Annotated in this window: 31 protein-coding genes; 13 read left to right on the forward strand and 18 right to left on the reverse strand. The window is 71.6% G+C overall.

The features are described 5' to 3' along the window. Positions 1-128: 128 nt before the first annotated feature. From tatB to sigE, 4 genes are all read right to left on the reverse strand, one after another. Positions 129-527: a Sec-independent protein translocase protein TatB gene (tatB, locus tag FHX82_RS21445; protein ID WP_145935079.1), complete on the reverse strand. Its 399-nt coding sequence runs from the start codon at positions 525-527 to the stop codon at positions 129-131. A 44-nt stretch (positions 528-571) separates the two neighbouring features. Continuing rightward, the gene (locus FHX82_RS21450) at positions 572-2,086 is read right to left on the reverse strand and encodes a S1C family serine protease (RefSeq protein ID WP_145935080.1); all 1,515 of its coding nucleotides are present in this window, start codon (positions 2,084-2,086) and stop codon (positions 572-574) included. 83 nt (positions 2,087-2,169) lie between these two features. Next, complete coding sequence (locus FHX82_RS21455; RefSeq protein ID WP_145935081.1) at positions 2,170-2,832, reverse strand: anti-sigma factor family protein; 663 nt, start codon at positions 2,830-2,832, stop codon at positions 2,170-2,172. Continuing rightward, positions 2,829-3,455, reverse strand: a complete 627-nt coding sequence (gene sigE / locus FHX82_RS21460; protein WP_145935082.1) for an RNA polymerase sigma factor SigE — start codon at positions 3,453-3,455, stop codon at positions 2,829-2,831. Before sigE ends, FHX82_RS21455 begins: the two co-directional genes overlap by 4 nt. Positions 3,456-3,632: 177 nt before the next feature. On the opposite strand from sigE, the gene FHX82_RS21465 reads away from it, so the two are divergent. Beyond that, on the forward strand, positions 3,633-4,265 hold the full coding sequence (locus FHX82_RS21465; protein ID WP_145935083.1) for an O-methyltransferase: 633 nt from the start codon (positions 3,633-3,635) through the stop codon (positions 4,263-4,265). 58 nt (positions 4,266-4,323) lie between these two features. Then, positions 4,324-5,106, forward strand: a complete 783-nt coding sequence (locus FHX82_RS37785; protein WP_145935084.1) for a helix-turn-helix transcriptional regulator — start codon at positions 4,324-4,326, stop codon at positions 5,104-5,106. Between the two features lie 232 nt (positions 5,107-5,338). Here the strand turns inward: FHX82_RS37785 and FHX82_RS21475 are convergent, their stop codons facing one another. Further along, a complete protein-coding gene (locus FHX82_RS21475; RefSeq protein WP_145935085.1) occupies positions 5,339-6,706 on the reverse strand; it encodes a leucyl aminopeptidase family protein in 1,368 nt (455 codons plus the stop codon). A gap of 71 nt (positions 6,707-6,777) precedes the next feature. Next, complete coding sequence (locus tag FHX82_RS21480; RefSeq protein WP_081617745.1) at positions 6,778-6,945, reverse strand: DUF3117 domain-containing protein; 168 nt, start codon at positions 6,943-6,945, stop codon at positions 6,778-6,780. 184 nt (positions 6,946-7,129) lie between these two features. Between FHX82_RS21480 and FHX82_RS21485 the strand changes: the two genes are divergently transcribed. Continuing rightward, a complete protein-coding gene (locus tag FHX82_RS21485) occupies positions 7,130-7,924 on the forward strand; it encodes an enoyl-CoA hydratase-related protein (RefSeq protein WP_145935150.1) in 795 nt (264 codons plus the stop codon). A 1-nt stretch (position 7,925) separates the two neighbouring features. Here FHX82_RS21485 and FHX82_RS21490 read toward each other — a convergent pair whose 3' ends face one another. The 3 genes from FHX82_RS21490 to FHX82_RS21500 are packed head-to-tail and all read right to left on the reverse strand — an operon-like array spanning position 7,926 to position 9,243. Beyond that, positions 7,926-8,492 (reverse strand): DNA-3-methyladenine glycosylase I, encoded by a 567-nt coding sequence (locus FHX82_RS21490; RefSeq protein WP_145935086.1) that lies wholly within the window; start codon positions 8,490-8,492, stop codon positions 7,926-7,928. Further along, a complete protein-coding gene (locus FHX82_RS21495; RefSeq protein ID WP_145935087.1) occupies positions 8,489-8,944 on the reverse strand; it encodes an SRPBCC family protein in 456 nt (151 codons plus the stop codon). Before FHX82_RS21495 ends, FHX82_RS21490 begins: the two co-directional genes overlap by 4 nt. Further along, positions 8,941-9,243, reverse strand: coding sequence for a DivIVA domain-containing protein (locus FHX82_RS21500; RefSeq protein ID WP_145935088.1), 303 nt, complete (start codon positions 9,241-9,243; stop codon positions 8,941-8,943). Before FHX82_RS21500 ends, FHX82_RS21495 begins: the two co-directional genes overlap by 4 nt. A 112-nt stretch (positions 9,244-9,355) precedes the next feature. Here FHX82_RS21500 and FHX82_RS21505 point away from each other — a divergent pair, with 112 nt between their 5' ends. After that, the gene (locus FHX82_RS21505) at positions 9,356-10,027 is read left to right on the forward strand and encodes a lysophospholipid acyltransferase family protein (protein ID WP_145935089.1); all 672 of its coding nucleotides are present in this window, start codon (positions 9,356-9,358) and stop codon (positions 10,025-10,027) included. Positions 10,028-10,121: 94 nt separating this feature from the next. On the opposite strand, the gene FHX82_RS21510 is transcribed toward FHX82_RS21505, so the two are convergent. The 3 genes from FHX82_RS21510 to dapE are packed head-to-tail and all read right to left on the reverse strand — an operon-like array spanning position 10,122 to position 12,542. Continuing rightward, complete coding sequence (locus tag FHX82_RS21510; RefSeq protein ID WP_145935090.1) at positions 10,122-10,691, reverse strand: LOG family protein; 570 nt, start codon at positions 10,689-10,691, stop codon at positions 10,122-10,124. Further along, positions 10,691-11,467: an LOG family protein gene (locus FHX82_RS21515; RefSeq protein WP_373308668.1), complete on the reverse strand. Its 777-nt coding sequence runs from the start codon at positions 11,465-11,467 to the stop codon at positions 10,691-10,693. Before FHX82_RS21515 ends, FHX82_RS21510 begins: the two co-directional genes overlap by 1 nt. A 10-nt stretch (positions 11,468-11,477) precedes the next feature. Continuing rightward, complete coding sequence (dapE, locus tag FHX82_RS21520; RefSeq protein ID WP_145935091.1) at positions 11,478-12,542, reverse strand: succinyl-diaminopimelate desuccinylase; 1,065 nt, start codon at positions 12,540-12,542, stop codon at positions 11,478-11,480. 36 nt (positions 12,543-12,578) lie between these two features. On the opposite strand from dapE, the gene FHX82_RS21525 reads away from it, so the two are divergent. Together FHX82_RS21525 and dapD are read left to right on the forward strand one after the other, a co-directional pair. Then, a complete protein-coding gene (locus FHX82_RS21525; protein ID WP_145935092.1) occupies positions 12,579-13,010 on the forward strand; it encodes a hypothetical protein in 432 nt (143 codons plus the stop codon). A gap of 25 nt (positions 13,011-13,035) precedes the next feature. Then, complete coding sequence (gene dapD / locus FHX82_RS21530; RefSeq protein ID WP_145935093.1) at positions 13,036-14,016, forward strand: 2,3,4,5-tetrahydropyridine-2,6-dicarboxylate N-succinyltransferase; 981 nt, start codon at positions 13,036-13,038, stop codon at positions 14,014-14,016. Here dapD and FHX82_RS21535 read toward each other — a convergent pair. Then, positions 13,991-15,379: an FAD-dependent monooxygenase gene (locus FHX82_RS21535; RefSeq protein WP_145935094.1), complete on the reverse strand. Its 1,389-nt coding sequence runs from the start codon at positions 15,377-15,379 to the stop codon at positions 13,991-13,993. The genes dapD and FHX82_RS21535 overlap by 26 nt on opposite strands. Before the next feature lie 69 nt (positions 15,380-15,448). On the opposite strand from FHX82_RS21535, the gene FHX82_RS21540 reads away from it, so the two are divergent. Then, a complete protein-coding gene (locus FHX82_RS21540) occupies positions 15,449-16,021 on the forward strand; it encodes a TetR/AcrR family transcriptional regulator (RefSeq protein ID WP_145935095.1) in 573 nt (190 codons plus the stop codon). Positions 16,022-16,029: 8 nt separating this feature from the next. Here FHX82_RS21540 and dapC read toward each other — a convergent pair whose 3' ends face one another. Together dapC and fdxA are read right to left on the reverse strand one after the other, a co-directional pair. Next, positions 16,030-17,112, reverse strand: a complete 1,083-nt coding sequence (gene dapC, locus FHX82_RS21545) for a succinyldiaminopimelate transaminase (RefSeq protein WP_145935096.1) — start codon at positions 17,110-17,112, stop codon at positions 16,030-16,032. Beyond that, the gene (gene fdxA / locus FHX82_RS21550; protein ID WP_145935097.1) at positions 17,109-17,429 is read right to left on the reverse strand and encodes a ferredoxin; all 321 of its coding nucleotides are present in this window, start codon (positions 17,427-17,429) and stop codon (positions 17,109-17,111) included. The genes dapC and fdxA overlap by 4 nt, the downstream gene beginning before the upstream one ends. A gap of 108 nt (positions 17,430-17,537) precedes the next feature. Between fdxA and FHX82_RS21555 the strand changes: the two genes are divergently transcribed. The 5 genes from FHX82_RS21555 to FHX82_RS21575 are packed head-to-tail and all read left to right on the forward strand — an operon-like array spanning position 17,538 to position 21,462. Continuing rightward, a complete protein-coding gene (locus FHX82_RS21555; RefSeq protein WP_145935098.1) occupies positions 17,538-18,266 on the forward strand; it encodes a GNAT family N-acetyltransferase in 729 nt (242 codons plus the stop codon). Next, positions 18,263-19,258, forward strand: a complete 996-nt coding sequence (gene cofD, locus FHX82_RS21560) for a 2-phospho-L-lactate transferase (protein WP_145935099.1) — start codon at positions 18,263-18,265, stop codon at positions 19,256-19,258. The genes FHX82_RS21555 and cofD overlap by 4 nt, the downstream gene beginning before the upstream one ends. Continuing rightward, a complete protein-coding gene (locus FHX82_RS21565; protein ID WP_145935100.1) occupies positions 19,251-20,585 on the forward strand; it encodes a coenzyme F420-0:L-glutamate ligase in 1,335 nt (444 codons plus the stop codon). The genes cofD and FHX82_RS21565 overlap by 8 nt, the downstream gene beginning before the upstream one ends. After that, positions 20,582-21,109, forward strand: coding sequence for an NUDIX hydrolase (locus FHX82_RS21570; protein ID WP_145935101.1), 528 nt, complete (start codon positions 20,582-20,584; stop codon positions 21,107-21,109). The genes FHX82_RS21565 and FHX82_RS21570 overlap by 4 nt, the downstream gene beginning before the upstream one ends. Continuing rightward, positions 21,106-21,462 (forward strand): GntR family transcriptional regulator, encoded by a 357-nt coding sequence (locus FHX82_RS21575; protein WP_145935102.1) that lies wholly within the window; start codon positions 21,106-21,108, stop codon positions 21,460-21,462. Before FHX82_RS21570 ends, FHX82_RS21575 begins: the two co-directional genes overlap by 4 nt. 361 nt (positions 21,463-21,823) lie before the next feature. On the opposite strand, the gene FHX82_RS21580 is transcribed toward FHX82_RS21575, so the two are convergent. Both FHX82_RS21580 and manB read right to left on the reverse strand, forming a co-directional pair. Beyond that, a complete protein-coding gene (locus FHX82_RS21580; protein ID WP_145935103.1) occupies positions 21,824-22,720 on the reverse strand; it encodes a DNA-3-methyladenine glycosylase family protein in 897 nt (298 codons plus the stop codon). Continuing rightward, positions 22,720-23,799, reverse strand: coding sequence for a mannose-1-phosphate guanylyltransferase (gene manB, locus FHX82_RS21585; protein ID WP_229881320.1), 1,080 nt, complete (start codon positions 23,797-23,799; stop codon positions 22,720-22,722). Before manB ends, FHX82_RS21580 begins: the two co-directional genes overlap by 1 nt. Before the next feature lie 141 nt (positions 23,800-23,940). On the opposite strand from manB, the gene FHX82_RS21590 reads away from it, so the two are divergent. Continuing rightward, positions 23,941-24,291 carry a hypothetical protein gene (locus FHX82_RS21590; RefSeq protein ID WP_183176750.1) on the forward strand — a complete coding sequence of 117 codons (351 nt, stop codon included), beginning with the start codon at positions 23,941-23,943 and terminating at the stop codon, positions 24,289-24,291. Positions 24,292-24,300: 9 nt separating this feature from the next. Here FHX82_RS21590 and FHX82_RS21595 read toward each other — a convergent pair whose 3' ends face one another. Continuing rightward, positions 24,301-25,194 (reverse strand): glycosyltransferase family 2 protein, encoded by an 894-nt coding sequence (locus FHX82_RS21595; RefSeq protein WP_145935104.1) that lies wholly within the window; start codon positions 25,192-25,194, stop codon positions 24,301-24,303. Positions 25,195-25,205: the final 11 nt, after the last annotated feature.

The following is a 25,205-nucleotide window of genomic DNA, read 5'->3' on the forward strand; positions in this document are numbered from 1 at the left end:
TGCTGGACGTCGCCGATCCGGCGGAGGTATTCAAGGAGGCCAACCGGTTCGGCACGGCTCGCCGCGGCGAGTCCGGCTAACGGCACCCGGCACGACGACCGGCACCGGCCGCCAGCCCGTGAAAATTCCTACGTCGCGTCCGGGTCGACCGGCGGCTTCTCCCCCGGCTTCAACGCCTCCGGCTCCGCCTTCGCGGCCGCCGGGTACCCGTTCGGCTTGGTGCTCCCGCCGCTGGTTCCGTTGAGCCCCAACGGGTCCGGGTCGCCGTCGAAGAGGTGGTTGGTGATCGCCCTGCGGGGGTCGAAGTTCCGCAGCTGCCGCAGGTCCTCCAGCGGCTTGCGGAATTCGTCGAACTCCGGGCCCATCTCCTCGCGCAGCTGCTCGCGGGCGCCGTTGGCGAACTCACGCACCTTCCGCACGCTCTTCGCCAGCCAGGACGCCGCCTCCGGCAGCCGCTCGGGACCGAGGATGAACAGCCCGGCCACGATGAGTACGAGTATCTCGCCCCAGCCCACACTGTCGAACACCAGCGAACCTCCTCGCGACCCAAAGCCCCGCTCAGGGTACTCCGCTAATCAGAACCCAGGGTTACGTCAACCACAAGAGGCCGCCCCTGCCGGACCAGCTGCACGGGCACGACATCGCCCACGTTGTGCGCCCGCACCGCGACAGTCAGCTCGGCCGCGTTGCGCACCAGCCGGTCCCCGACCTTGGTGATCACGTCGCCCTCGGCGATGCCGGCCTTCGCCGCCGGGCCGCCGTCGGCGACGTTCAGCACCTGCGCGCCCTCGGAGGTGTCCGCGGAGACCGACGCCGCGTTGATGCCGATGTCCGCGTGCTTGACCTGCCCGCTGCTGATGAGCACCTTCGCGATGCGCATCGCGTCGTCCGCCGGGATCGCGAACCCGATGCCGATGCTGCCGCCCTGCCCGGACTCGCCGCTGTCGGTGCGGATCGAGGAGTTGATGCCGATCAGCGCGCCCGTGGAGTCGACGAGCGCGCCGCCGGAGTTGCCGCGGTTGATGGGCGCGTCGGTCTGGATCGCGTCGTACGTCACCGGCGGCTCGCCGTTCTCGCCCTGCGCGGTGATGGGCCGGTGCAGCGCGCTGACGATGCCCGCGGTCACGGTGTTCTGGAGCCCGAGCGGCGAACCGACCGCGATCACCGAGTCGCCGACCTCCAGGTCGGAGGACTTGCCGACCTGGATCACCACCGGATTGGCCACGGCGACCTTGATGACGGCCAGGTCGGTCTTCGGGTCGGTGCCCACGACCTTCGCCTCGGTGCGCGTGCCGTCGGTGAACACGGCGGTGATCGTCGCCTGCGGGTCGGTGGTCGCGAGCGAGATGACGTGGTTGTTGGTGACGGCGTAGCCACCGGCGTCGATCATCACGCCCGACCCGACGCTGCCGGACTCCCCGGACTTGACCTCGATCGAGATCACCGCCGGGGACACGCGCTGCGCGATGTCGGCGATCGAACCCGGCGCGCGTTCCTTGCCCGCCTCGGCCTCGGCGATCGTGGCGCTGCCGGTCAGCGAGTTGCCGGTGCTGGCGACCCACCAGCCGACGAACCCGCCCACGGCGCCGATCAGCAGGCACACCACGCCGAGCAGACCCAAGGCGGTCGGCTTCACGCGGCGCCCGAACAGCACCTCCGGCAGGGACAGCAACGCGCCGCGCGGGCGCTCGTCGTCGCCCTTCGCCGCGTCGTCGGCCGCCAGCGCGGGGCTGCCGAGCACGGCCGGAGCACCGGGATCACGCCACGGGTCCGCCGTCTTCGACCACAGCGGTGCTTCACCGGGCTTGCCCGAGCCGTTGCCATTGTCGTCCGCCGGGCGCTGCAGCTGGACGTCCTCGGCGCCGGGCGGCCGCCCGAACGCCTCGGCCAGCGACTCCGGGGCCGGCGGCTTGGCGATGATCGTGTCCGAGCCCCGCCCGTTGGGCGTGTAGAGCTTGTCGAACGCCCCGTCCACCCCGCGCGGGCGGCCGAACACGGCGGCCTGCGCGGCGTCGACCGGGGGCCGGTCCAGTGGCTTCGGGGCGAGCCGCGGCTCTTGGTCCTCTGGCGTGTTCGGCTGGCTCATCGTTCCCCGGGGCTGGACGGACATCGTGGGCTCGGCAGAACCCTACGTCACCCCATGATCCCGCTCGACCGGTGAAACGGGCGTCAGCGGGCCTGCGCGACCGGTGTGGTCGTCGGCGTGGAGGTGGTCGTGGGAACCGCGGACACCAGCGGCGGCTGACCGCCGAGCTGGGCACGCAGCACGCCCGGCGAACCGTTCGGCTGCTGCGGCACCTGGTCGTTACCGCCGCCGGAGGTCGCGACAAGCACGAGCGCGCTCAGCACGATGCCGGACACGACGACCCCGGCGCCCTGCGCGGCGCGGCGCCGCACCGAGCTCGACCGGTGGGAGTTCAGCACCGCGGACCCGCCGCCCAGCGGCGTGCCGGAACCCAGCGGAGCGGACGAGCCGAACATCGACGGCAGGTGCCGCAGCCCGGCGACCCGCTCGGGACGCTGGATGGCGACCAGCTGGCCGTCCTGGGTGATCGCCAGGTTGTCGGGCGTGGTGGGCAGGTCGGTGTGCTCCGGGATGGCACGCAGGCTTGCCAGGAAACCGGCGGACATGCTGGGCGCACCGGCGCGTTTCACCTCGGCCCGGGCCTGTCGTTGCGCTGCCACCTCGGCGGCGCAGCACGGGCACCCGGCGATGTGCGAAGCGGCGCGGTCCCGCGCACCCAGCGACAGCTCGCCGTCCACGAAGGCGACGACCACGTCGGGCAGCAGATGCGACTCGGGAAGCAGACCCCGGCCTCGCAGATCGGTCATACGGACGCCTCCACGGATTCCTCCTCCTTCAGCGCGCGCCGCCGCTCGAGCGAGGCACGCAGCGCCTGCCGCCCGCGGTGGATGCGGCTGCGCACCGTGCCCAGCTTGACGCCGAGCGTGGCGCCGATCTCCTCGTAGGACAGTCCTTCGACGTCGCACAGCACCACCGCGGCGCGGAACTCCGGCGGCAGCTCGTCGAGCGCGGCCTGCAGGTCCGGGTCGAGGTGGGTCTCGCTGTACACCTGCTCCGGGCTCGGGTCGTCGCCGACGATCCGGTCGGTGTCCTCGGGCAGCCCCTCCATGCGCACCCGCGAACGGCGGCGCGCCATGTCGAGGAAGAGGTTGGTGGTGATGCGGTGCAGCCAGCCCTCGAAGGTGCCGGGCTTGTAGGAGGCGAGGGACCGGAAGACGCGGATGAAGGTCTCCTGCGTCAGGTCCTCGGCGTCGTGGGTGTTACCGGTGAGGCGGTACGCGAGCCGGTAGACCCGGTCGGCGTGCTCCCGCACGACCTCGTCCCAGGACGGCGGCGTCCACGCGGCCTCGTCGACCGTCACGGGACGGCCTTCGGGCGCGAGCTGCTCGTTCGACGGGCTCTTCTGCATCGGCGGGGAAGGCACCTCCATCAGGCTGTTCTCCCAACTGCTTGCTCCAACGTGGTCCGGCCACGCCGTGTTCCCTGGCGTCGAGAACGAGCTTGGCGCGTCTCCTTATGGATGTAGTGAGACCGGACTGAGAGGTACCTGAGAGAAGTGTGCACGTCTTGCGCGGATTTGGCGACGACCAGCGCTAACCTTTCCCGCGTGACCTCCGAGACGCACGCCGGCGTCACCGACTTCGCCGCGAGCTACCTGCCCGACGACGACGTCCTGCTGACCGCCCGGCTGCGCGCGGAGGACCTGGGCTGCGGGGCGCTCGGCGCCTCGGTGGGCGCCACGCTGTGCTTCCTCGCCGCGAGCCTGCGGGCCCGCGCTGTCGTCGAGATCGGCACCGGCACCGGCGTCAGCGGCCTCTACCTGCTGCGGGGCATGGCGCCCGAGGGTGTGCTGACCTCGATCGACCTGGAGCCGGAGTACCACCGGACGGCGCGTAAGACCTTCGCCGAGGCCGGGTTTCCGCCGGGCCGGACGCGGTTGATCATGGGCCGCGCGCTGGAGGTGCTGCCCCGGCTCACCAGCGGCGGCTACGACCTGGTGTTCGTCGACGGGGTCCGCGAGGAGTACCCGAGCTACTACGAGCACGGCGTGCACCTGCTGCGGCCCGGCGGCGTCATCGCGTTCCACGGGGTGCTGCCGCCGCGCGTCGACCCGGCCCGGCGCGATCCGGGCGCGCTGGCGGCGCGCGACCTGGCCAGGGCGCTGCGCGACGACGAGCGGCTGGTGCCCGCGTTGCTGCCGGTCGGCGGCGGTCTGCTCGTGGCGGCGCTGCGCGCCTGATTTCTGTCGTACCCCTCGGCTAGCGTGGCGGACGTCACGAAAGGAGAGGGGGTGCGCAGTGCGCGATGCCGTGGTCGAGGCCGCCAGGTTCCTCGCCGTGCGCTGCGGTGAGCAGGTCACGCTGGGAGATGTCGCGGACCACGTCGGGTACAGCCCGTTCCACCTTTCGCGTGCGTTCGAGCGCGAGCTCGGCCAGCCGCCGGGGCAGTTCCTGGCGGCGCACCGGTTCCAGCGGGCGAAGCAGCTCCTCCTGGCGGGGGACGAGCGGGTGATCGACATCTGCCACGAGGTCGGGTTCTCCTCGGTGGGCACGTTCACCACGCGGTTCACGGCGGCGGTGGGTCAGTCACCGGCGCGTTTCCGGCGGCTGCCGGAGGTGCTCGCGGAGGCGCCACCGGAGCCGGTGATCGTGCCGGGCAGCGCGCGGGACGGCGGCATGGTCACGGGCGTGGTCCGGCTGACCGCGGCGGCGCAGGCGGCGCTGGGGCAGGTGTCGGTGTACGTGGGGCTGTTCCGGAAGAGGAGTGCGCGCGGGTTCCCGGTGTGCGGCACGCTGCTCGCGGGGGCGGGCGACTTCCTGCTGCTCGGAGTGCCGCCGGGCACGTACTGGGTGCTCTCGTCGGCGCTCCCGGCCCGCGCGGGCCCGGTGCGGCAACTGGTGCCGGGGATCCAGATCTCGGGCGCCGCCCGGCTGCCGGTGCACGTCAGCGCCCGGCAGCCCGTGCACCACCGCGAGGTGTGGCTGGACGTGGCCCCACGGTGGGAGGCGCCGGTCCTGGTCGCGCTGCCGCCGCTGGCTTCGCCCCGGACGCTCAAGCGACTGGTCCCCGCGGGGCGGTGAGGCACGCCTTCGAGGACCAGAAGTCGGACACGGTGCGCGGCCTCGTCGGGGCCGGGCGGGGAGTGGCGCTGCCGCCCCGGTCCGTGGCAGGCGTGGTGGCGGTCTTGCTGTCCCCGGAAGGCAGACGATCTGCCTGATGTGGTTCGCAGGCGGCCACTGCACCCGGCGGTCCTGACGCGGGCCTGAACCGTACGAGGCGACGGCCTCCACGAGCGCCCGCGTCGCCGGGGCCTCAGGCGTACGAGGCCGCCAGCTCCACCAGCGTCCGGGCCGCGAAGCCCGTCGCGCCCGGGACGACCTCCGCGTAGGTCTTGTCCGCCCTTGCCGGGCCCGCGATGTCCAGGTGTGCCCACGGCACGCTGTCCACGAACTCGCGCAGGAACAGCGCCGCCGTGATGCCGCCCGGGCCGCCAGGGGCCTGCCGCACGTCGCCCAGCTCGCCGCGGACCGCGCCGGCGTGGGCGTCCAGCAGCGGCATCCGCCACCACGCCTCGCCGGTGCGCTCCCCCGCCGCCGCCAGCCGCGCGGCCAGGTCGTCGTCCGTCGCGAACAGGCCGCCCGTGCGCAGGCCGAGCGCGACCTTCATGGCGCCGGTCAGCGTCGCCACGTCGACCACCGCATCCGGCCGGAAGCGGCGGATCCCGTAGGCCAGCGCGTCCGCCAGCACCATCCGGCCCTCGGCGTCGGTGTTGCTCACCTCGGTCGTCGTGCCACCGTAGTGGCGCACCACGTCGCCCGGCCGGTACGAGCCACCCGAGACGTGGTTCTCCGCCGCCGGCACGAGCGCTGTCACCCGCACCTCCAGCCGCAGTGCCGCGATCGCCCGCAGCGCCGCGATCACCGCGCCACCGCCGGCCATGTCGGTACGCATGAGGTGCATCCCGTCCGCGGGCTTGATCGACAGGCCGCCGGTGTCGAACGTGATCCCCTTGCCGACCAGCAGCAGGTGCTTCACGGCCCCACGCGGCCGGTACGTCAGCTCGATGAACCGCGGCGGGCTGGCCGAACCGCCACCCACGGCGAGCACGCCACCGAAGCCCTGCTCGGCGAGCCACGCCTCGTCCCGGATCGTCGCGCGCACCCCCGGCACGCCGGCCACGACGCGCTCCGCCGTCTCCGCGAGCCACGCCGGGTTCTTGATGTTCGACGGGGTGTTCGCCAGGTCCCGCGCCAGTGCCGTCGCGGCCGCCAGCTCCCGGACCCGGGCCACGAGCTGCCGGTCAGCCGAGGCCGTCACCAGCCGCAGCGTCTGCAGGCCGGGCCGCGTGTCGACGCTGACCTTGAACCGGTACCCGCCGAGCAGCGCCCCCAGCGCGAACTCGGCCACCCGCGCCTGCGGACCCAGCTCGACCTGCACGCTCCGCACCGGTTTCGCGTCGTCGGCCTGCACCGCGCGGACGAACGCCGCACCCGCCGCGCGCCAGTCCTTCGCCGCGCCTTCACCCACGCCCACCAGCCAGCGGAACTCGCCCTGACCGTCGCGCACGTCCCCGGCCTTGCCGGTGTCGACGGAGGCGACCGGGACGCCGCGCCGGAACGACTCGGCGACCTCGACGTCGATCAGCGGGCTGGGCACGGGCGGCAGGGGAAAGCGCGGCAAAGGAAGCCTCCGGAGGGGACGGCGAAAGACCGGCTGACCACCTGTCAGCCGGCGGACGAAAGGGACGGGAACTAGCTGGTGGCCTCCTGCAGGGCGACGCCCAGGTCCTTGGCCTCCTCGGCCGACAGCTCGACGACGAGTCGCCCGCCACCCTCGAGCGGAACGCGCATCACGAGGCCCCGCCCCTCCTTAGTCACCTCGAGGGGACCATCTCCGGTCCGGGGCTTCATGGCCGCCATAGCGTGCTCCCTCCGTCTCAACCGGCGCGCCCGGGTCGCGCTTGTCTGAGCCAACCGGGTGTCACCGGTCATTCTCCCTCATCAACGCGGGCGTGCGAACGCGGACCGATCTTTTCGTGTTTGCATAGGTGCTGGTATGCGGCTCGCAAGCCGCCAGAACGAGCTTTCCCGCCAGGAGGACACCGTGACCACCGAGGACGTGCTGCTGACCGCCGATGCCGACGGCGTGCGCACCCTGACCCTGAACCGCCCGAAGGCGTACAACTCGCTGACCGTGGAGCTCAAGGAGCGCCTGCTCGCGGCGTTGCGCGAGGCCACGGACGCGCCCGAGGTCCGCGCGGTGGTGCTCACCGGCGCCGGCAAGGCGTTCTGCGCCGGGCAGGACCTGAAGGAGCACGTCGGGCTGCTGCAGGCGGGCGACCCGTCGCCGCTGCGCACCGTCGTCGACCACTACAACCCCATCGTCAAGGCCATCGTGGGCATGCCGAAACCGGTCATCGCGGCCGTCAACGGACCTGCCGCCGGTGCGGGCGCGGCGTTCGCCTACGCGTCCGACCTGCGGATCGCCGCCGAGTCGGCCAATTTCCTGATGGCCTTCGCCAACGTCGGCCTCGGCCCCGACTCGGGCGCGTCGTGGACGCTGCAGCGGCTGGTCGGCTACGGCCGCGCGGCCGAGCTGATGCTGCTGGCGCGCACCGTGCAGGCGGAGGAGGCGCTGCGGCTGGGCCTGGTCGGCGAGGTCGTGCCGGACGGCGAACTGGCCGAGCGCGCGCACGCCGTCGCGGCGAAACTCGCCTCCGGCCCGACCGTCAGCTACGCCAAGATCAAGCAGGTACTGACCATCGCGGCGGAGAGCACGCTCGACGAGGCGCTCGCGGCCGAGGACGCCGCGCAGAGCGCGCTCGGCGAGACGGCCGACCACCGCGAGGCGGTCGAGGCGTTCGTCGCCAAGCGCAAGCCGGTCTTCCAGGGCAAGTAGGTCAGGACGCGCGGAAGCAGCCGGCGAGGTGGTCGTCGACCATGCCGGTCGCCTGCATGAGGGCGTAGCAGGTGGTCGGGCCGACGAACGCGAAGCCGCGCTTCTTCAGCGCGCGGGCCATGGCCGTCGACTCGGGCGTGATCGCCGGGACGTCGGCCATGGCCACCGGGCGCTCGCGCGGACCTGACGGCGCGAACGACCACAGCAGCTCGTCGAGCGGCCGGTCCAGCTCGGCGACGGCGCGCGCGTTGGTGATCGCGGCCTGGATCTTGGCGCGGTTGCGGATGATCGTGGCGTCGGCGAGCAGGCGCGTGACGTCGTCCTCGCCGAACTCGGCGACCTTCTCGGGGACGAACCCGGCGAACGCCCGCCGGAACGCCTCGCGCTTGCGCAGGATCGTGATCCACGACAGCCCGGACTGGAACGCTTCGAGGCACAACCGCTCGTACAGCGCGTCGTCCCCGTGCAGCTCCACGCCCCATTCGGTGTCGTGGTACGCGACGTAGTCCGGTGCGGTGTTGCCCCAGGGACAGCGCACGAGGCCGTCTTCACCCGGCAGCGCGGTCACGGCGCCCCCATCGTGTAGTCGGCGGCGAACGCGGCGAACCGCTTGAGCGACTGCCGCACGCCCAGCTCGAACAGCGGCCGCGCGACCGGCCAGCCGAGGCGGCCGAGCAGCCCTAACGGCACGTCGAGGCTTTCGGACCAGACGAACGTCGACGACTGCGGTCCCTTCGGGTGGACGTGGAACGCGCCGCTCCCCCTGATCAGCGTGCCGGAGTGACGGACCGTGCACCGCACCGGCGGCTCCCACGCCGTGATCTCCATCGTGTCGGTGAAGCCGACGCCGCCCAGCCCGGTGAACGCGGCAAGCCGTGACCCGACGCTGCGCCCGTCCCCGGACTCGACCCGCACGTGGGTGCCGAGCATCCACTCGCCCTGCCGCGTCCAGTCGGTGAGCGCGAGCCAGGTGGTCCCGGCGGGCGCGGCGACGTCGACGGAGAAGACGAGGTCCATCAGTGCTGTCCCGCGCGCTGGGCTTCCAGCTCGGTGACCCTGGCCCGCAGCGTGTCGATCTCGTCGCCGAGTCTGCGCACCACCCAGTCCACTTCGGACATCTTGTAACCGCGCAGGACCAGCTGGAACTTCACCACCTGCACGTCCTCACCGGTGATGTCGCGCACTGGCAGCCGTGTGGGCGAGCTGCCCGGCGGCAGCGGCGCGAGCTCTTCCCCGCGCCCGAAGACCACGGCGGCCAGCAGGAACACCACCGCCGCGACAAGCAGCATGACTACGAGGTAGATCAGCGCGGTCGTCACGGCACGATCGTGGCACACCGGCCGCCGGCGTGTCCGGTGCGACTAGGAAACGCACCCCCGGTGGTGCGATGCTGGGAGTGATGCCTTCGAGGTGGGCTGGTCTGGAGGAGTCTTGCTACAACTGTTGATCCGGTACGTGCTGGCACCGTTCGCCAGGATGGTCTACCGGCCGGAGGTCCACGGCACCGAGCACGTGCCGCTGACCGGGCCGGTGATCCTGGCGGCCAACCACCGGGCGGCGGTCGACACCTTCGTGATCCCGGTCGTCGCGCCGCGCCCGGTGTCGTTCCTGGGGAAGGCCGAGTACTTCACCGGCAGAAGTCCCAAGGCCAGGTTCGTGGCGGCGTTCCTGCGGGGGCTGAACTACGTGCCGGTGGAACGCGGCAACGCGGCGGCCGGACTGGCAGCGCTGGAGTCGGCGCGCAAGGTGCTGAACGCGGGCGGCGCGTTCGGCATCTACCCGGAGGGCACGCGCTCGCTCGACGGCCGCGTGCATCGCGGCCACACGGGAGTCGGCGCGCTGGCGCTGACGACGGGCGCGAAGGTGGTGCCGGTGGCGCTGACGGGCACGGAGAAGATGCTGCCGATCGGCAAGAAGATCCCGCGCCTGGCGAAGGTGTGCGTGCGGTTCGGGGAGCCGCTGGACTTCTCGCGGTACGCGGGCATGGAGAACTCGCCCGCGATCCGCCGCGCGGTGACGGACGAGATCATGTACGCGATCTTGGAGCTGTCGGAGCTGGAGTACGTGGACCGCTACCACAAGCGCCCCGGCGAAGCGGCGTGAGTGACTGCTCCCGGGAGGCCACCCGGCAGCCCAGTTCCTGACGCGGCCAAGGGTGGCCTCTCCCGCTATCCCCGAATCGGGCGAGAAGCTGCCGCTACTTGATCCACTTCGCCACGTCGGGGGCCTCGTACCGGGCGAAGGCGTCCAGCAGCGCGGCCGGGTCGGCGTCGACGAACAGCAGGTCCCGGTGCTCCTGCCGCAGGAAGCCCTCGGTGACCATGTGGTCGGCGAACTCGCGCAGCGGCCGGTAGTACCCGGCGACGTCCACGAGCCCGAGCGGTTTCGCGTGCAGGCCCAGCTGCGCCCACGTCCAGATCTCCGCCAGCTCCTCCAGCGTCCCGGCCCCGCCGGGCAGCGCGAGGAAACCGTCGGACAGCTCGGCCATCTTCGCCTTGCGCTCGTGCATGTCGGCGGTCACGTGCAGCTCCGTCAGGCCCGCGTGCGCGATCTCCACGCGCTTCAGGTGCTGCGGGATCACGCCGATGACCTCGCCTCCGGCGGCCAGCGCGGCGTCGGCGACGACGCCCATGATCCCGACGCTCGCCCCGCCGTACACGAGCCCGATGCCCCGGTCGGCGAGCAGCTTGCCCAGCGCGGCGGCCTGCTCGGCGTACACCGGGTCGCGCCCGGTCGAGGAACCACAGAAAACGCAGATCCGGCGCACTAGTGGGTGTCCTCCCAAGCCTTGTACGACTCCTGCACCACGCGCACCGCGTCGTCGATGTCGTCCGTGACGTGCAGCAGCGCGAGGTCCTTCTCCCCGATCTTGCCCTCGCCGTGGACGGTGCTCTTCACCCAGTCGTAGAGGCCGCCCCAGTACGACCGTCCGAACAGGACGACCGGGAACTTCGTGACCTTTTTGGTCTGCACCAGTGTCAGCGCCTCGAACAGCTCGTCGAGCGTGCCGAAACCGCCGGGCAGGCAGATGAACGCCTGCGCGTACTTGATGAACATCGTCTTGCGCGTGAAGAAGTAGCGGAAGTTCACGCCGAGGTCGACCCACGGGTTCAGCCCCTGCTCGAACGGCAGCTCGATGCCCAGCCCGATCGACAACCCGCCGGCCTCGGACGCGCCGCGGTTGACCGCCTCCATCGACCCCGGGCCACCGCCGGTGATCGCCGCGAACCCGGCGTTCGCCAGCGCCGCGCCGATCTTGCGGCCCAGCTCGTACTCGGGGTGGTCACGCGGGGTGCGGGCGGAGCCGAACACGGTCACCGCGCGGGGCACCTCGGCGAGCGCGCCGAAGCCCTCGACGAACTCGGCCTGGATGCGCAACACCCGCCACGGGTCGGTGTGCACCCAGTCGCTCGGCCCCCGCGAGTCGAGCAGGCGCTGATCGGTGGTGCTGTCCTCGTCCCGGCTGCCACGGCGCAGCACTACCGGTCCCCGGTGCTTCTCGCGCGGGTGCTCCGGGTAGTCGGTGCTTTCTTCCACTGTCACCTTCGCGAGCTTATCGGGGGGACAGAAACTCCCGCAGCACGCTGGCCACCTGCCTGATTTCCGCCGCGTGAACGAACTCCTCCCGGGTGTGCGCGAGCGTCGGGTCACCCGGGCCGAAGTTCACCGCGGGCATGCCCAGCGCGGCGAACCGGGCCACGTCCGTCCACCCCAGCTTGCCCGCCGCCTTCCCGCCCGCGGCCGCGACCAGCTCCGCGGCGGCAGGCGCCGACAGTCCGGGCAGCGCTCCGGGAGAGGAGTCCACGACCGTCACGTCGAAGCCGTCGAACACCTCGCGCACGTGGGCTTCGGCCTGCTCGGGCGTGCGGTCGGGGGCGAACCGGAAGTTCACGGCGAGCACCGCCTCGTCCGGCACGACGTTGCCCGCGACCCCGCCGGAGATGCGCACGGCCTGCAGCCCCTCGTGGTAGCGCAGCCCGTCGATCTCGACCTCGCGCGCCTCGTACGCGGCCAGGCGCTGCAACGGCTCGGCGAGCTTGTGGATCGCGTTGACGCCCATCCACGCCCGCGCGGTGTGCGCGCGGCGGCCTTCCAAACGCAGCTCGACGCGCATGGTGCCCTGACAGCCGGCCTCGATCCCGGCGTTCGACGGTTCGCCGACGATCGCCAGATCCGCCCGCAGCCAGTCCGGCAGCTCGCGCTCGATGCGCCCGAGGCCGTTGCGGACCGCCTCGACCTCCTCCTGGTCGTAGAAGACGAAGGTCACGTCGTGCCGCGGCTCGGGCACCGTCGCGGCCAGGCTCAGGAAGACCGCGTCGCCGCCCTTCATGTCCACCGTGCCGAGGCCGTGCAGCTCGTCACCTTCGCGGCGCAGCGGCAGGTTCCGGTTCACGGGCACGGTGTCGAGGTGCCCGGCGAGGATCACGCGCGACGGACGGCCGAGGTGGGTGCGCGCGAGCACGGCGTCGCCGTTGCGCACGACCTCCAGGTGCCCCGCCTGCCTGGTCAGCGCCTCCTGCACGGCATCGGCGATCGCCGCCTCCTCCCCCGAGACGCTCGGGATGTCCACCAGCGCGGCGGTGATGTCGACGGGATCCGCGTACAGGTCGAGTGCCATGTCCCGGACCGTAGCCCAGCCGCGTACCGTGGCTACGTGCGCACGCGAAAGATCCTGGCGGTGGCCGCCCTCACTCTCGCGTTGGCAGGCTGCTCCGGTGAGGAAGCCGGGCCCACTCCCAAGGCCGGCGGGTCGGCGGCGACCCCTGACGCGCTCGCGACGAAGCTGCGGGCGTACACCGCCGACACGTGCTTCACCGCCCCCGCGAAGCAGGTGCCCAAGGGCTGCGAGAAGTACGTCACCGAGCTGGGCGGTTCGGTGGGCATGGTGCGCCAGCTCGCCGGGCCGAAGCACCCCGAGCTGAACACCCTCGCCGACTCGCTCGACAAGAACGTCGCGGCCTACCGCGGCCCGCACTGCGAGAACGTGACGACGCCGGGAAACCCCTGCTCACAGGCACTGACGAACCTGGCGAACACGCTGCGCGACGTCAAGCAGGCCGTCGACACCCAGGTCACCACCGGCTGAGCCGCGGTCCGTTACCGTGGGGGCCGTGAGCGAAGAGACCCCGAACCCCGAGACCACCGGCGCCTCCGGCGTCGGGCTGGCGACCGTCACGGCCGACGGCACCGTTCTGGACACCTGGTTCCCGCACCCGAAGCTGTGCGACCCGGGCACGGCGGGCACGGAGCGCCTCTCGCACGCACAGGCGGTCGAGGCGCTGGGCGAGGCCGCCGCGGCGCTGCTCGGCCCGGACGACGCCCGTGGCGTGGAGGTGGTCGCGGTGCGCAGCAGCATCGCCCGCCTGGCCGACGCCCCCGCCGACGCACACGACGTGTACCTGCGCCTGCACCTGCTCTCGCACCGCCTGGTGCGCCCGCACGGGCAGAACCTGGACGGCATCTTCGGCCTGCTCGCCAACGTGGTGTGGACCAACCACGGCCCCTGCCCCGTCGAGGGTTTCGAGGCCACCCGGCTGCGCCTGCGTGCGCGGGGTTCGGTCGCCGTGCACAGCGTCGACAAGTTCCCCCGCATGGTCGACTACGTGCTGCCCACGGGCGTCCGGATCGGTGACGCCGACCGCGTCCGCCTCGGCGCACACCTGGCGCCCGGCACCACCGTGATGCACGAGGGCTTCGTGAACTACAACGCCGGCACGCTCGGCGCCTCCATGATCGAGGGCCGCGTCTCGGCCGGGGTCGTCGTGGGCGATGGCAGCGACGTCGGCGGCGGCGCCTCGATCATGGGCACGCTGTCGGGCGGTGGCAAGGAGATCATCTCGCTGGGCGAGCGCTGCCTCATCGGCGCGAACGGCGGCGTGGGCATCTCCCTCGGCGACGACTCGGTGATCGAGGCCGGGCTGTACGTCACCGCGGGCACGAAGGTCGTCGTCGAGGGCCGATCGGTCAAGGCACGCGAGCTGTCGGGCATCTCGAACGCCTTGTTCCGCCGCAACTCCGCCACCGGCGCCGTCGAGGTGGTGCCCCGCAACGGCGCCACCGTCGAGCTCAACGCCGCTCTGCACGCGAACTGAGGTAACCGTCGGGGCGCACCAGCACGTCCGTGCCGTCCGACGCGTCGTAGGCCGCGAAGGCGTGCCCGTCCGTGTCGACGACGTACGCGCCCGAAGCGGTCTGTCCCGGCCGTAGCACCGCGTACGCGTGGGGCTCGGCCGGGGCGGACGCGCCGAAGACCAGGCGGGTCGCGTGCGGCCCGCGGAACAGGTCGAACAGCCTCGTCGGGGTACCGTCGGCGGCCGTGACCGGCGCGTCCGGCGCCCGGTCACCGGCCACCAGCTTGCCGTCCGTCGTGCGGTAGCTGATGTTCAGCTGCTGGGTCTCCTCCCCACGCTCGTGCGCGGACTCGTCGCCGTCGGCGTACCGCTGCATCAGCTCGGTGCTCACCCCGAGGACCCGCTCGGCCACGGCCCGGCGCTCGGTCTCGTAGCTGTCGAGCAGCTCAGGTGCACCGTCGGCGAGCTTCCAGCCGAGGTTGTACGCGTCCTGCACGCCCGTGTTGAGTCCCTGCCCGCCGGTCGGCGGGTGCACGTGGGCCGCGTCCCCGGCGAGGAACACGCGCCCGACGCGGAACCGCTCGGCGAGCCGGACGTTCGGCCGCCACACCGTCGACCACGTGAGCTTCTCCAGGCGCACGCCCGCCTGCCGCTCGTCGAGCTTCGCCTGCAACGTCTCCAGCGTCGGGTCGGTGTCCTCCTCACCCAGCGGCGTGCCGAACTGGAACAGCCCCTGCCCCGGCAGCGGGCTCATCATGACGCCGGACATCGGGTCGTCCTCGCTCGCGAACCAGTACCCGCACGCCGGGTCGAGGTCGGCCGCGACGTCGCCCAGCAGCATCCGGAACGACTCGTCCGTGGTGCCCTCGAACGCGATGCCGAGCGCCTTGCGCACGAAACTGCGGCCGCCGTCGGCACCCACCAGGTAGGCCGCGCGCACGACCTCGCCCGTCGACAGCGTTGCCGTCACGCCGTCGACGTCCTGCTCGAACCCGGCGAGCGCGGTGTTCAGCTCCACCCGCACGCCGAACTCCGCCAGCCGATCGCGCAGGATCGCCTCGGTCTGTGACTGGCCGAGGAAGTAGGCGTTCGGATAGGGCACGTCCGGGCGGGGCTCCTGGAGCGGCGCCATCCACCGTTCTTCCACGAACCGCCCGTTCAGGTGCACGCGGAACGGCGCGGGCAGCATCCCCTCGGCGAGCACCGCGTCGAGCACGCCCAGGTCCTCGAACACCTCCATGGTGCGCGGCTGCAGGCCGTCGCCCCGCGAGCCCGCGAAGAACTCGGTCGCTTTGTCGACGATCCGCACCTCGACGTTCCGCCGGGCGAGCTCGATGGCGAGGGTCAGGCCGGTCGGTCCGCCGCCCGCGATCAGTACCTTCATGACTGAATCTCCTTTCAGTGAATTCAGATTCAGCATGCTCGCTGCTAGCGTTCCTGTCAAGGAGGTGCGGTGAAGCGCAAGGAGAAGGCGGCCGAGACGGAGGCCGCGCTGAAGGAGGCGGCGAAGCGGCTGTTCGCCGAGCGCGGCTACCTGAACACGAAGATCACCGACATCACGGCGGCGGCGGGCCGGGCGGCGGGGTCGTTCTACAACCACTTCGGCAGCAAGGAAGAGCTGCTCGAAGCGCTACTGAAGGACATGTCGGCGAGCAGCGACGAGACGGCGCGCGAGGCCGAGCACAAGTCCGACTTCTCGGACCCGGACGCGGTCCGCTGGCACGTGGTGGCGTACCTGCGCTTCTACGAGGAGAACGCGCCGACCCTGCTCGCGATGCAACAGGCGGCGCTGGTGAACGAGGAGTTCGCGGAGCGGTTCGCGCGCTTCGGCGAGGTCGAGCGCAGCGACCTGCTGAGCCACCTGACCGGGCTGGACCTCCCGGCACCGCCGGAGGTCAGCGTCGCGATGATGTACTCACTGGTGGACAGCTTCATGCGCCTCGCCCCGGCGGGACTGTCCGAAGAGGACACGGTGGAGGCGCTGACCCGCTTCGCCTACCGCGGCCTGACCGGCAAGGACTACTAGCCGCGACCTCAGCCCAGGCGCTCGGCGGCGGCTTCCACGCGCTCGTCGGTCGCGGTCAGCGCCACGCGGACGTGCTGCCCGCCCTTCGGGCCGTAGAACGTGCCGGGCGCGACCAGGATGCCGCGTTCGGCGAGCCAGTTCACCGTGGTCCACGCGTCCTCACCGCGCGAGGCCCACAGGTACAGCCCGGCCTCGGAGTGGTCGATGGTGAAACCGTTGTCCTGCAACGCCTTCTGCAGCACCATGCGGCGACGGGCGTAGCGCTCGCGCTGGGTGGCGAGCACCTCGTCGTCCGCCAGCGCGACCGTGATCGCCTCCTGCACCGGCCGTGGCACGATCATGCCGGCGTGCTTGCGCACCTCCAGCAGCCGCGCGACCACCGCCGGGTCACCGGTGACGAACCCGGCCCGGTAGCTGGCGAGGCTGGCCGACTTCGACAGCGAGTGCACGGCGAGCAGGTTGGCGGTGCTGCCGCCGCTGACCGACGGGTGCAGGATCGACAGCGGCTCGGCCTCCCAGCCCAGCGCGAGGTAACACTCGTCCGACACGACCAGCACGTCCCGCTCCCGCGCCCACTCGACCACCTTGCGCAGGTGGTCGACGCCGAGCACGCGCCCGGTGGGGTTGGACGGCGAGTTGAGCCAGATCATCTTCGGGCGCTGCGGCCCGAGCGCGAACAGGCTGTCCGAGCGCAGCACGGACGCCCCGGCCAGCAGCGCGCCGACCTCGTACGTCGGATACGCCAGCTCGGGGATCACCACCGTGTCGCCGGGCCCGGCGCCGATCAGCTTCGGCAGCCACGCCACCAGTTCCTTGGACCCGATGGTGGGCAGCACGGCGTCCGGCTCCAGGCCGGTGACGCCGTGGCGGCGGCGCAGCGACTCGACGGCCGCGGCCCGCAGCTGCGGGGTGCCGTGGGTCTGCGGGTAGCCCGGGATCTCCGACACCGAGGCCAGCGCCTCGCGGATGTTCGGCGCGACCGGGTCGACCGGGGTGCCGACGGACAGGTCGACCACCCCGCCCGGATGGGCGGCGGCGGTCGCCTTGGCCCCGGCGAGGGAGTCCCAGGGGAAGTCGGGCAGCGAGCTCATTCGCCCTGCGGGGGCAGGTCCTTGATCCACTGCGGGTCGTCGCTGGTCTTGCCGACCTTGGACGCGCCGCCGGGGGACCCGAGCTTGTCGAAGAAGTCCGCGTTCGCCTTGGTGTAGTTCGCCCAGTCGTCGGGGACGTCGTCCTCGTAGTAGATGGCTTCCACCGGGCAAACCGGCTCGCAGGCACCGCAGTCCACGCACTCGTCGGGGTGGATGTAGAGCATCCGGTCGCCCTCGTAGATGCAGTCGACTGGGCACTCGTCGATGCACGCCTTGTCGAGCACGTCGACGCAGGGCTCGGCGATCACGTAGGTCACTGCGCACTCCTGCTGTGTGAATGAGATCCAGCTACGACGTCGGACATTACGCGTCCGCGGCGCGCCAATCCCAGGTAAGGCCACCCTTACGTAGGCACAATGTAGCGCATGAACCCCGCTGAAAACGTCGAACTCCGGTGCGCCGACGCCTGGCGCCCGGTGGTCGAGGACAAGGTGGGCGACTGGCGCCTACGTGCTGCTTCCGGATTCACCGGCCGGGCCAACAGCGCACTGGCCGTGGGCGACCCCGGGATGCCGTTCGACCAGGCGCTGGCACGGGTGTGTGAGTTCTCCCACGTCCACGGCATTCCGCCGGTGGTGCAAACGATCGTGGGAAGCGAGACCGAGCAGGCGCTCGAAGCGGCCCGGTGGGTGCCGAACACCGGGCACGCGGCGGGACATCTCGTGGCCGTGTTGCTCGGGCCATTGGGCACCGGCGCCGACGGGATTTCCTTCCTGCCCGAGCCTTCTCCCGCATGGTGGGAACTCACCGCGGGCACCACCGCCCCCTCGCCCGCGCAGCGGCACGTGCTGACCACCGGCGAGGTCGGCTACGGCGTGGCGGAGGGCACGGCGGGCGCTGTGCGGACCGCCATCGCGGGCGAGTTGCTGCACGTCTCACGGCTCGCCGTCCGCCCGGAACACCGGCGGCGCGGGCTCGCGAAGGCGCTGATGGCCGCGTCCGGGTCGTGGGCGGCGGAGCGGGGCGCCACCGAGTGCGTGCTCCAGGTCGCCGTGGACAACGCCCCCGCGCTGGCGCTCTACGTGGCGCTCGGTTTCCGCGAACACCACCGGTACCGGTACTGGACGCCAGCGTGCGAGGATCGCTCCTCGTGAAGGTTGTCGTACTAGTCGGCGGAGTCGGCGGCGCCCGCTTCCTGCTCGGCGTCAAGGCCGCGCTCGGCCTGCCCCCGATCGGCCCCGGGGAGTCCCCGCACGAGGTCACCGCCCTGGTCAACACGGGCGATGACGTGTGGATGCACGGGTTGCGCATCTGCCCGGACCTCGACACGTGCATGTACACCCTCGGCGGGGGTGTCGACACCGGACGGGGCTGGGGCCACGCGGGCGAGACCTGGGTGGTCAAGGAGGAGCTGGCGGCCTACGGCGCCGAGCCGAGCTGGTTCGGGCTCGGTGACAAGGACATCGCCACGCACCTGATCCGCAGCCAGATGCTGCGCGCGGGCTACCCGCTCTCGGCGATCACGGAGGCGCTGTGCGACCGGTGGCAGCCGGGCGTGCGGCTGCTGCCGATGACCGACGACCGCGTCGAGACCCACGTGGTGGTCGACGATCCCGAGGAAGCCGGGCAGCGCAAGGCACTGCACTTCCAGGAGTGGTGGGTGCGGTACCAGGCCGGGCTGCCCGCGCACTCGATCGTGCCCGTCGGCGCGGACGAGGCGAAGCCGGGGCCGGGCGTGCTCGACGCGATCGCGGAGGCCGACGCGGTGCTGTTCGCGCCGTCGAACCCGGTGGTGTCGATCGGGACCACGCTGGCCGTGCCCGGTGTGCGGGAGGCGCTGCGCAAGACGGCGGCCGGTGTCGTGGGCGTGTCGCCCATCATCGGCGGCAAGGTCGTGCGGGGCATGGCGGACGCGTGCCTGACCGCGATCGGCGTGGAGACCTCCGCGGAGGCGGTGGGCCGCCACTACGGCTCGCGCCAGACGTCCGAGGACGGGCTGCTCGACGGCTGGCTGGTGGCCGCCGGCGAGACGGTGCACGTGCCCGGCGTCGCGGTGCACGCGGTTCCGTTGCTGATGAGCGACGTGGACGCCACCGCCGCGATGGCCCGCGCGGCGCTCGAACTGTCCGGAGTGGACCTTGACTGAGCATTCCACCGACCGGCTGGAAATCCTGCCCGTCGAAGGGCTCCCGGAGTTCCGGCCCGGCGACGACCTGACCGGCGCGATCGCGTCCGCCGCCCCGTGGCTGCGGTCGGGGGACGTCGTCGTGGTGACCAGCAAGGTCGTGTCGAAGATCGAGGGCATGCTGATACGCGTGCCCAGTGACCCGGAGGAGCGGGACGCGGCGCGGCGCCGGCTGGTCGAGGAGGAGGCGGTCCGGGTCATCGCCCGGTTCGGCCGCACCCTGATCACGCAGAACCGCATCGGCGTCGTGCAGGCGGCTTCCGGGGTCGACGGGTCCAACGTGGACCAGGGTGAGATCGCACTGCTGCCCACGGATCCGGACGCTTCGGCGCTCGCGCTGCGCAACGGCCTGCGGGAGCGGCTCGGCGTCGAGGTGGCCGTGGTGGTCACCGACACGATGGGCCGGGCGTGGCGCGTGGGCCAGACCGATGCGGCGATCGGTTCGTCGGGGCTGCGCGTGCTGCACTCGTACGAGGGCGAGGTCGACGGCCAGGGCAACGAGCTGATGGTCACCGAGATCGCCGTGGCGGACGAGGTCGCGGCGGCGGCCGACCTGGTGAAGGGCAAACTGAAGGCCACTCCCGTCGCGGTCGTTCGTGGACTGTCGCTTGTGGACGACGGCTCCACGGCCCGAAACCTGGTGCGCCCGGTGGAGCAGGACATGTTCCGCCTCGGTGTCGCGGAAGCGATCGCGCAGGGCCGCCGCGAGGCCGTGCCCGCTCGGCGTTCGGTGCGGCGGTTCACGGACGAGCCGGTGGAGCCGGAGGCGTTGCGCCGGTCCATCGCCGCGGCGTTGACCGCCCCGGCGCCGCACCACACCAAGCCAGTGCGGTTCGTGTGGCTGCGTGACCGTGGGCTGCGCACGAAGCTGTTGGAGGCGATGCGCGAGTCGTGGCGGGCGGACCTGCGGGCCGACGGTTTCACCGACGAGCAGGTCGCGAAGCGGGTCGGCCGGGGCGACATCCTGTTCCAGGCGCCCGAGGTCGTGCTGCCGTTCCTCGTGCCCGAGGGCGCGCACACGTACGCGGATGAGCGTCGGAACGCCTGTGAGCGCACGATGTTCACCGTCGCCGGCGGGGCCGCGGTGCAAGGTCTGCTGGTCGCATTGGCCGCCGAGGAGCTGGGTTCGTGCTGGATCGGCTCGACCATCTTCGCGGCGGACGTCGTGCGCGAGGTGCTGGGGCTGGGCAGGGAGTGGCAACCGCTGGGTGCGGTCGCGATAGGTCATCCCGTCGAGATTCCGGAGCGGGGCCCGTTGTCCACCGGTGAAGGCTTGGTGGAACTGTGAGCCTGCACGCGGATGCGGTGTCCACACTGGACAAGTGGCGCCCAGCCCTGCCGTCACAGGAGTCCCTGCGTCAAGCGTTCCTGGGTTTCCTGGCGGCACGCGAGGATGCGTGTAGGCGGTCGTGCGAGGCCGGCCACATCACGGCGTCGGCGGTGCTCCTCGACGCGGACGGTGCACGGGTGCTCCTGACGTTGCACCCCCGCGTCGGCCGCTGGCTCCAACTCGGCGGCCATTGCGAACCGTCGGACTCGTCCTTGGTGGACGCGGCCCTGCGGGAGGCGCGGGAGGAGTCCGGGATCGCGGACCTGCACATCGACCCGGAGCCGGTGCACCTGGACGTGCACCCGATCACGTGTTCTCTTGGAGTCCCGACGCGGCATTTCGACGTACGTTTCGCCGTGCGCGCCCCTCGCGGCGCGGAACCGGTGCGCAGCGACGAGTCGGACGACCTGCGCTGGTGGCCGGTCGACGCCCTGCCGCCGGGCTCGGAGGACTTGGCAGAGCTGGTGGCGGCAGCACGATGATCGTTCGCGTCGACCCGGAATCCGCCATGCCACCGTACGAGCAGGTGCGCTCGTCACTGGCGGAGCAGATCAACGACGGTCGCCTGGCGGTCGGCACCAGATTGCCCACGGTCCGGCAACTGGCGGCGGACGTGGGGATCGCACCGAACACGATTGCGCGGGCGTATCGGGAACTGGAAGAAGCCGGGCTGATCGAGACGCGCGGCCGAGCGGGCAGCTTCGTGTCATCATCGGGCGACGAGTCCCGGCGGCTGGCACAGGAAGCGGCAGCGAGGTACGCGGCAACGTGCCGGTCTTTGGGGTTGGGGGATAAGGAAGCTTTGGCGATCGTGAAGGCAGCCTTGGGGGCGTAAGCCCGCTTTGAACACACCCCGAGAGTTGGGTGGTCATCCCGTCGCCTGACACCGGACGATCACTTTGAGCCAGGCCCGCAACCCTCGTGCTCGCGTGAGCTGACATGCCAAGCTTGCGGGCCTGGGTCAAAGTGATATGCACAAACCGCAGGCGACGGGATGACCACTCAACTCGACCACCCACCCGAGGTGAGATCCCTTGGGGCCCCATCATCCTGGAGCCTGCCCGCCGGCGAGGCATTCTTTTCATCTTTAAAGCCGCGCCTTCGCGCGCGAGCCGTGGTCACCTCGGGCACGAACTTGACCGGGCGCTGGGAGGCCTGGGCGTGTGCCGGGCGGCTTTGTGTTGCCGGGTTTCCGTTTACATTGCTCGATAATCTCTTACTGCGTATCTTGGCCCGAATCTTGGGCGTTGGAAGCCTGCTGCTTCCAGGTAGCGCACTGCGCGTTGTCGTTGTGGGGCATAGGGTGCCAGGACTTCCGCTAGTCCTGCGTCATCCAGTGGCTCGCCCAGCAGTGCGTAGCCTACGACTGTGGGGATGTGAAAGTCCCCGAAACTGACTGCATCGGCGTCGCCCCAGGCGCGTTGGGCTACTTCCGCCGCGGTCCACACTCCGATTCCCGGGACTTTTTGCAGCCAGGCCCTTCCTTCTGCGCCACGCAACTCCGCTGCTCGTTCCAGGCGGTGTGCTACCTGCGCCGCAAAGACGAGAGCCTTCCTGCGGGACAGGTCGACGCCCGCCTTGTGCCACTTCCAGTCCACAATAGACAAGATCGCGCGTGGCGTCGGGGGGACGCGCATGCCGGCAGGCGCCGGGCCCGGGGCTGGTTCGCCGTACCACCGGCACAGCTCACGCCACGACCTGCGCGCCTCGTAGCCTGTGACCTTCTGCTCCAGCACCGCCGGGATCAGGACGTCGAACACACGGCCCGTCGCGCCGATGCGCAGGCCCGGCATGGCTCGCCGTGCGCGGGCGACCGGGTCGTGGTGCGCGACGAAACCGCTGTCATCGTCGTCCGCGCCCAGCAACGCGGGCACGCCCGTCAGCAACCGGTCCGCGCCGGGGCCCCACGCGTCCGCCTCGATCTCGCCGTCCGCGAAACGGCGGAAAGCCAGTGTGCCCGGACCATCCTTCGTGTTACCTGTCAGCCAGGTGACGCCGGACTCCTCGGCCCGGAAGCACGGATCACCCTTGCCGCGGCGCAGTGGGGCGAGCACCGCGCCGAGGTCCACAGTGAACGGGGGCCGGTACCGCACTAGCAGTCGCTGGAGAAACGGATCGAACGATCGGCCAACGTCATGTCCGGCCACACGCGCGCGCCGTGCAGCAGCTCGCACCCCGCGCCGACCACCGCACCATCGCCGAGCACCACGCCCCGCAGCACCGCGCCCTTGCCGACGCATGCGCCGACCCCGAGCACGGAGTCCTCGACAACCGCGTCTTCCGCCACGGTCACGCGGTCGAACAACACCGAACCCGTGACGCACGCGCCCGAGGCGACCTGCGACTCCGCGCCGATGGTCGAACCACCGCGCACCTGCGCACCGTCCTCGACCTTTGCCCCATCGAGCACGAGTGCGTCACCGATCGGGCCGGGCAGCGCGGACGTCGGCGCCAGGCCGCGCACGAGATCCGCGGAACCTCGCACGAAAGCTTCGGGCGTACCGACGTCCAGCCAGTACGACGCGTCGACGAACCCGTGCACGTGCGCGCCGTTCGCGAGGAGGCCCGGGAACGTCTCGCGCTCCACCGAAACCCGGCGACCCGCGGGAATGGACTCGACCACTGAGCGGCGGAAGACGTAGCAACCCGCGTTGATCTGGTCCGTCGGCGGGTTCGGCGTCTTCTCCAGGAACGCGGTGACCCGGCCGTCGGGATCCGTGGGCACCGAACCGAAGCGGCTCGGGTCGTCGACGCGCTGCAGGTGCAGCGTGACGTCGGCCGACACGTCCAGGTGCGCCTGCACGAGGGCGTTCAGGTCCGCGCCGGAGAGGATGTCGCCGTTGAAGATGACGGCGTGCTCGGCGCGCAGCTTGTCGTACACGTTGCGGATGGCGCCGCCGGTGTCCAGCGGTTCGTCCTCCACGACGTACTCGAGTTCGAGCCCGAGGGACTCGCCGTCGCCGAAGTACTCCTCGAAGACCTCGGCGCGGTAGGACGTGCCCAGCACGACGTGCGTGATGCCCGCGGCCCGGATCCGGGACAGCAGGTGGCTCAGGAACGGCACGCCCGCGGTGGGCAGCATGGGTTTCGGCGCGGACAGGGTGAGCGGCCGCAGCCGGGTCCCCTTGCCGCCCACGAGCACCACGGCGTCGACATTCTCCGTCGGCGTCACAACTTCCTCCCGTGATCGAGCACCTGCCGGGCGACAGGCCGCACGTTTTGCTGACGGCGACCGCCTGGAGGGCCTACCCTAGACAGCACACGGGCGGCCCCGGTCGGAGAGGGCCTCAGGTCGAGTCGGGAGGCCGAGCGGATGGACCCCCGCGAACGAGCGGACGCGTTGCTGGCCCGGGCGCGGGCGCGCGGCGCTTTCGTGGTCACGCCCGATGACGCGGTGTCGCCGATGGACGCGTCGAACACCCAGCAGATCCCCCGTTCGGTGGTCGACCGGATCGACCAGGGCGAGGATCCGGACACCACGGCGGTGGTGCCGTCGTCGGTGATCGACTCGGTGCAGAGCAGTCTCCAGCCGAAGCCGGGTACGCGGGTCGACCTGCGGCCGGTGGCGCCGGACCCGCAGGAGGAAGAGGTCGGCGGGCTCATCCCCACCACCAAGCAGACCACGGGCCGTTCCGACCTTTCCCGTCGTCTCGAAGGCTTCTGAGGCGGCCGGTCACCGGTCGCGCGTCTCGAGTTTCAGCCGGACCGCGAGTCCGAGCTTGATCGCGGCGAGCACGGGCCGCCACGCGGGGCCGCGGTGGCGGTCGGCGAGGTAGCGGTAGGCGCTTTCGTGGTGGGCGGCCAGCATCTTCTTCGGCGCGCGGGCAGTCGCCTTGCCACCGATGTGGGTGACCGCGGCGGAGGGTACGTAGACGTTCTGCCAGCCGGCGCGGCCGATGCGGTCGCCGAGGTCGACGTCCTCGAAGTACATGAAGTAGCGCGAGTCGAACCCGTTGACGGAGTCGAAGGCTTCGCGGCGGAAGAGCTGGCAGGAACCGGACAACCAGCCCGAAGTGCGTTCCTCGGGGGCGCGTTCCTGGCGGTAGGCGCGGGTCCACGGGTTCGCGGGCCAGACCTTGCCGAAGACGGCGTGCCCGACCCCCCGGCCGAGTGACGGCAGGAGGCGGGCCGAGGGGTAGACGGTGCCGTCGGGCTCGCGGATGAGCGGCCCGAACGCGCCACCGCGCGGCCACCGGTGGGTGGCTTCGAGGAGCACGTCGAGCGAGCCGGGTTCCCATTCGAGGTCCGGGTTGGCGACGACGACCCAGCCGTAGGACTCGTCGAGCTCGGCGACGCCGCGGTTGGCGCCGCCGCCGTAGCCGAGGTTCTCGCCGATGCGCAGGAGCTGCACCCCGTCCCGCTCGGCGGCGCTGTCGAGGGCGGCATTGTGGACGGCGGCGTCGGAGGCGGGGTCGGCACTGTTGTCGGCGAGCACCACGCGGACGTCGCGGGTGGTGGCCTTCTCGAGCGTGTCGAGGAAGCGGGCGAGGTCGTCCCCGGGGAAGTAGGTCACCACGACCACGGCGACGCCGTCCCCATAACGTGTCGGCTCGGTCACCCGGGTCATTGTGCCGGGTT

This window comes from Amycolatopsis bartoniae (genome assembly GCF_014191255.1).
Lineage (GTDB): Bacteria > Actinomycetota > Actinomycetes > Mycobacteriales > Pseudonocardiaceae > Amycolatopsis_E > Amycolatopsis_E bartoniae.

What these genes read in the sequence shown, in the direction of transcription:
- FHX82_RS21450 (WP_145935080.1), bottom strand. Translation starts at nt 2,086, where the DNA reads ATGAGCCAGCCGAACACGCCAGAGGACCAAGAGCCGCGGCTCGCCCCG.
- FHX82_RS21455 (WP_145935081.1), bottom strand. Translation starts at nt 2,832, where the DNA reads ATGACCGATCTGCGAGGCCGGGGTCTGCTTCCCGAGTCGCATCTGCTG.
- sigE (WP_145935082.1), bottom strand. Translation starts at nt 3,455, where the DNA reads ATGGAGGTGCCTTCCCCGCCGATGCAGAAGAGCCCGTCGAACGAGCAG.
- FHX82_RS21480 (WP_081617745.1), bottom strand. Translation starts at nt 6,945, where the DNA reads ATGGCGGCCATGAAGCCCCGGACCGGAGATGGTCCCCTCGAGGTGACT.
- dapE (WP_145935091.1), bottom strand. Translation starts at nt 12,542, where the DNA reads ATGGCACTCGACCTGTACGCGGATCCCGTCGACATCACCGCCGCGCTG.
- FHX82_RS21535 (WP_145935094.1), bottom strand. Translation starts at nt 15,379, where the DNA reads ATGAAGGTACTGATCGCGGGCGGCGGACCGACCGGCCTGACCCTCGCC.
- dapC (WP_145935096.1), bottom strand. Translation starts at nt 17,112, where the DNA reads ATGAGCTCGCTGCCCGACTTCCCCTGGGACTCCCTCGCCGGGGCCAAG.
- FHX82_RS21555 (WP_145935098.1), top strand. Translation starts at nt 17,538, where the DNA reads ATGAACCCCGCTGAAAACGTCGAACTCCGGTGCGCCGACGCCTGGCGC.
- FHX82_RS21575 (WP_145935102.1), top strand. Translation starts at nt 21,106, where the DNA reads ATGATCGTTCGCGTCGACCCGGAATCCGCCATGCCACCGTACGAGCAG.
- FHX82_RS21590 (WP_183176750.1), top strand. Translation starts at nt 23,941, where the DNA reads ATGGACCCCCGCGAACGAGCGGACGCGTTGCTGGCCCGGGCGCGGGCG.
- FHX82_RS21595 (WP_145935104.1), bottom strand. Translation starts at nt 25,194, where the DNA reads ATGACCCGGGTGACCGAGCCGACACGTTATGGGGACGGCGTCGCCGTG.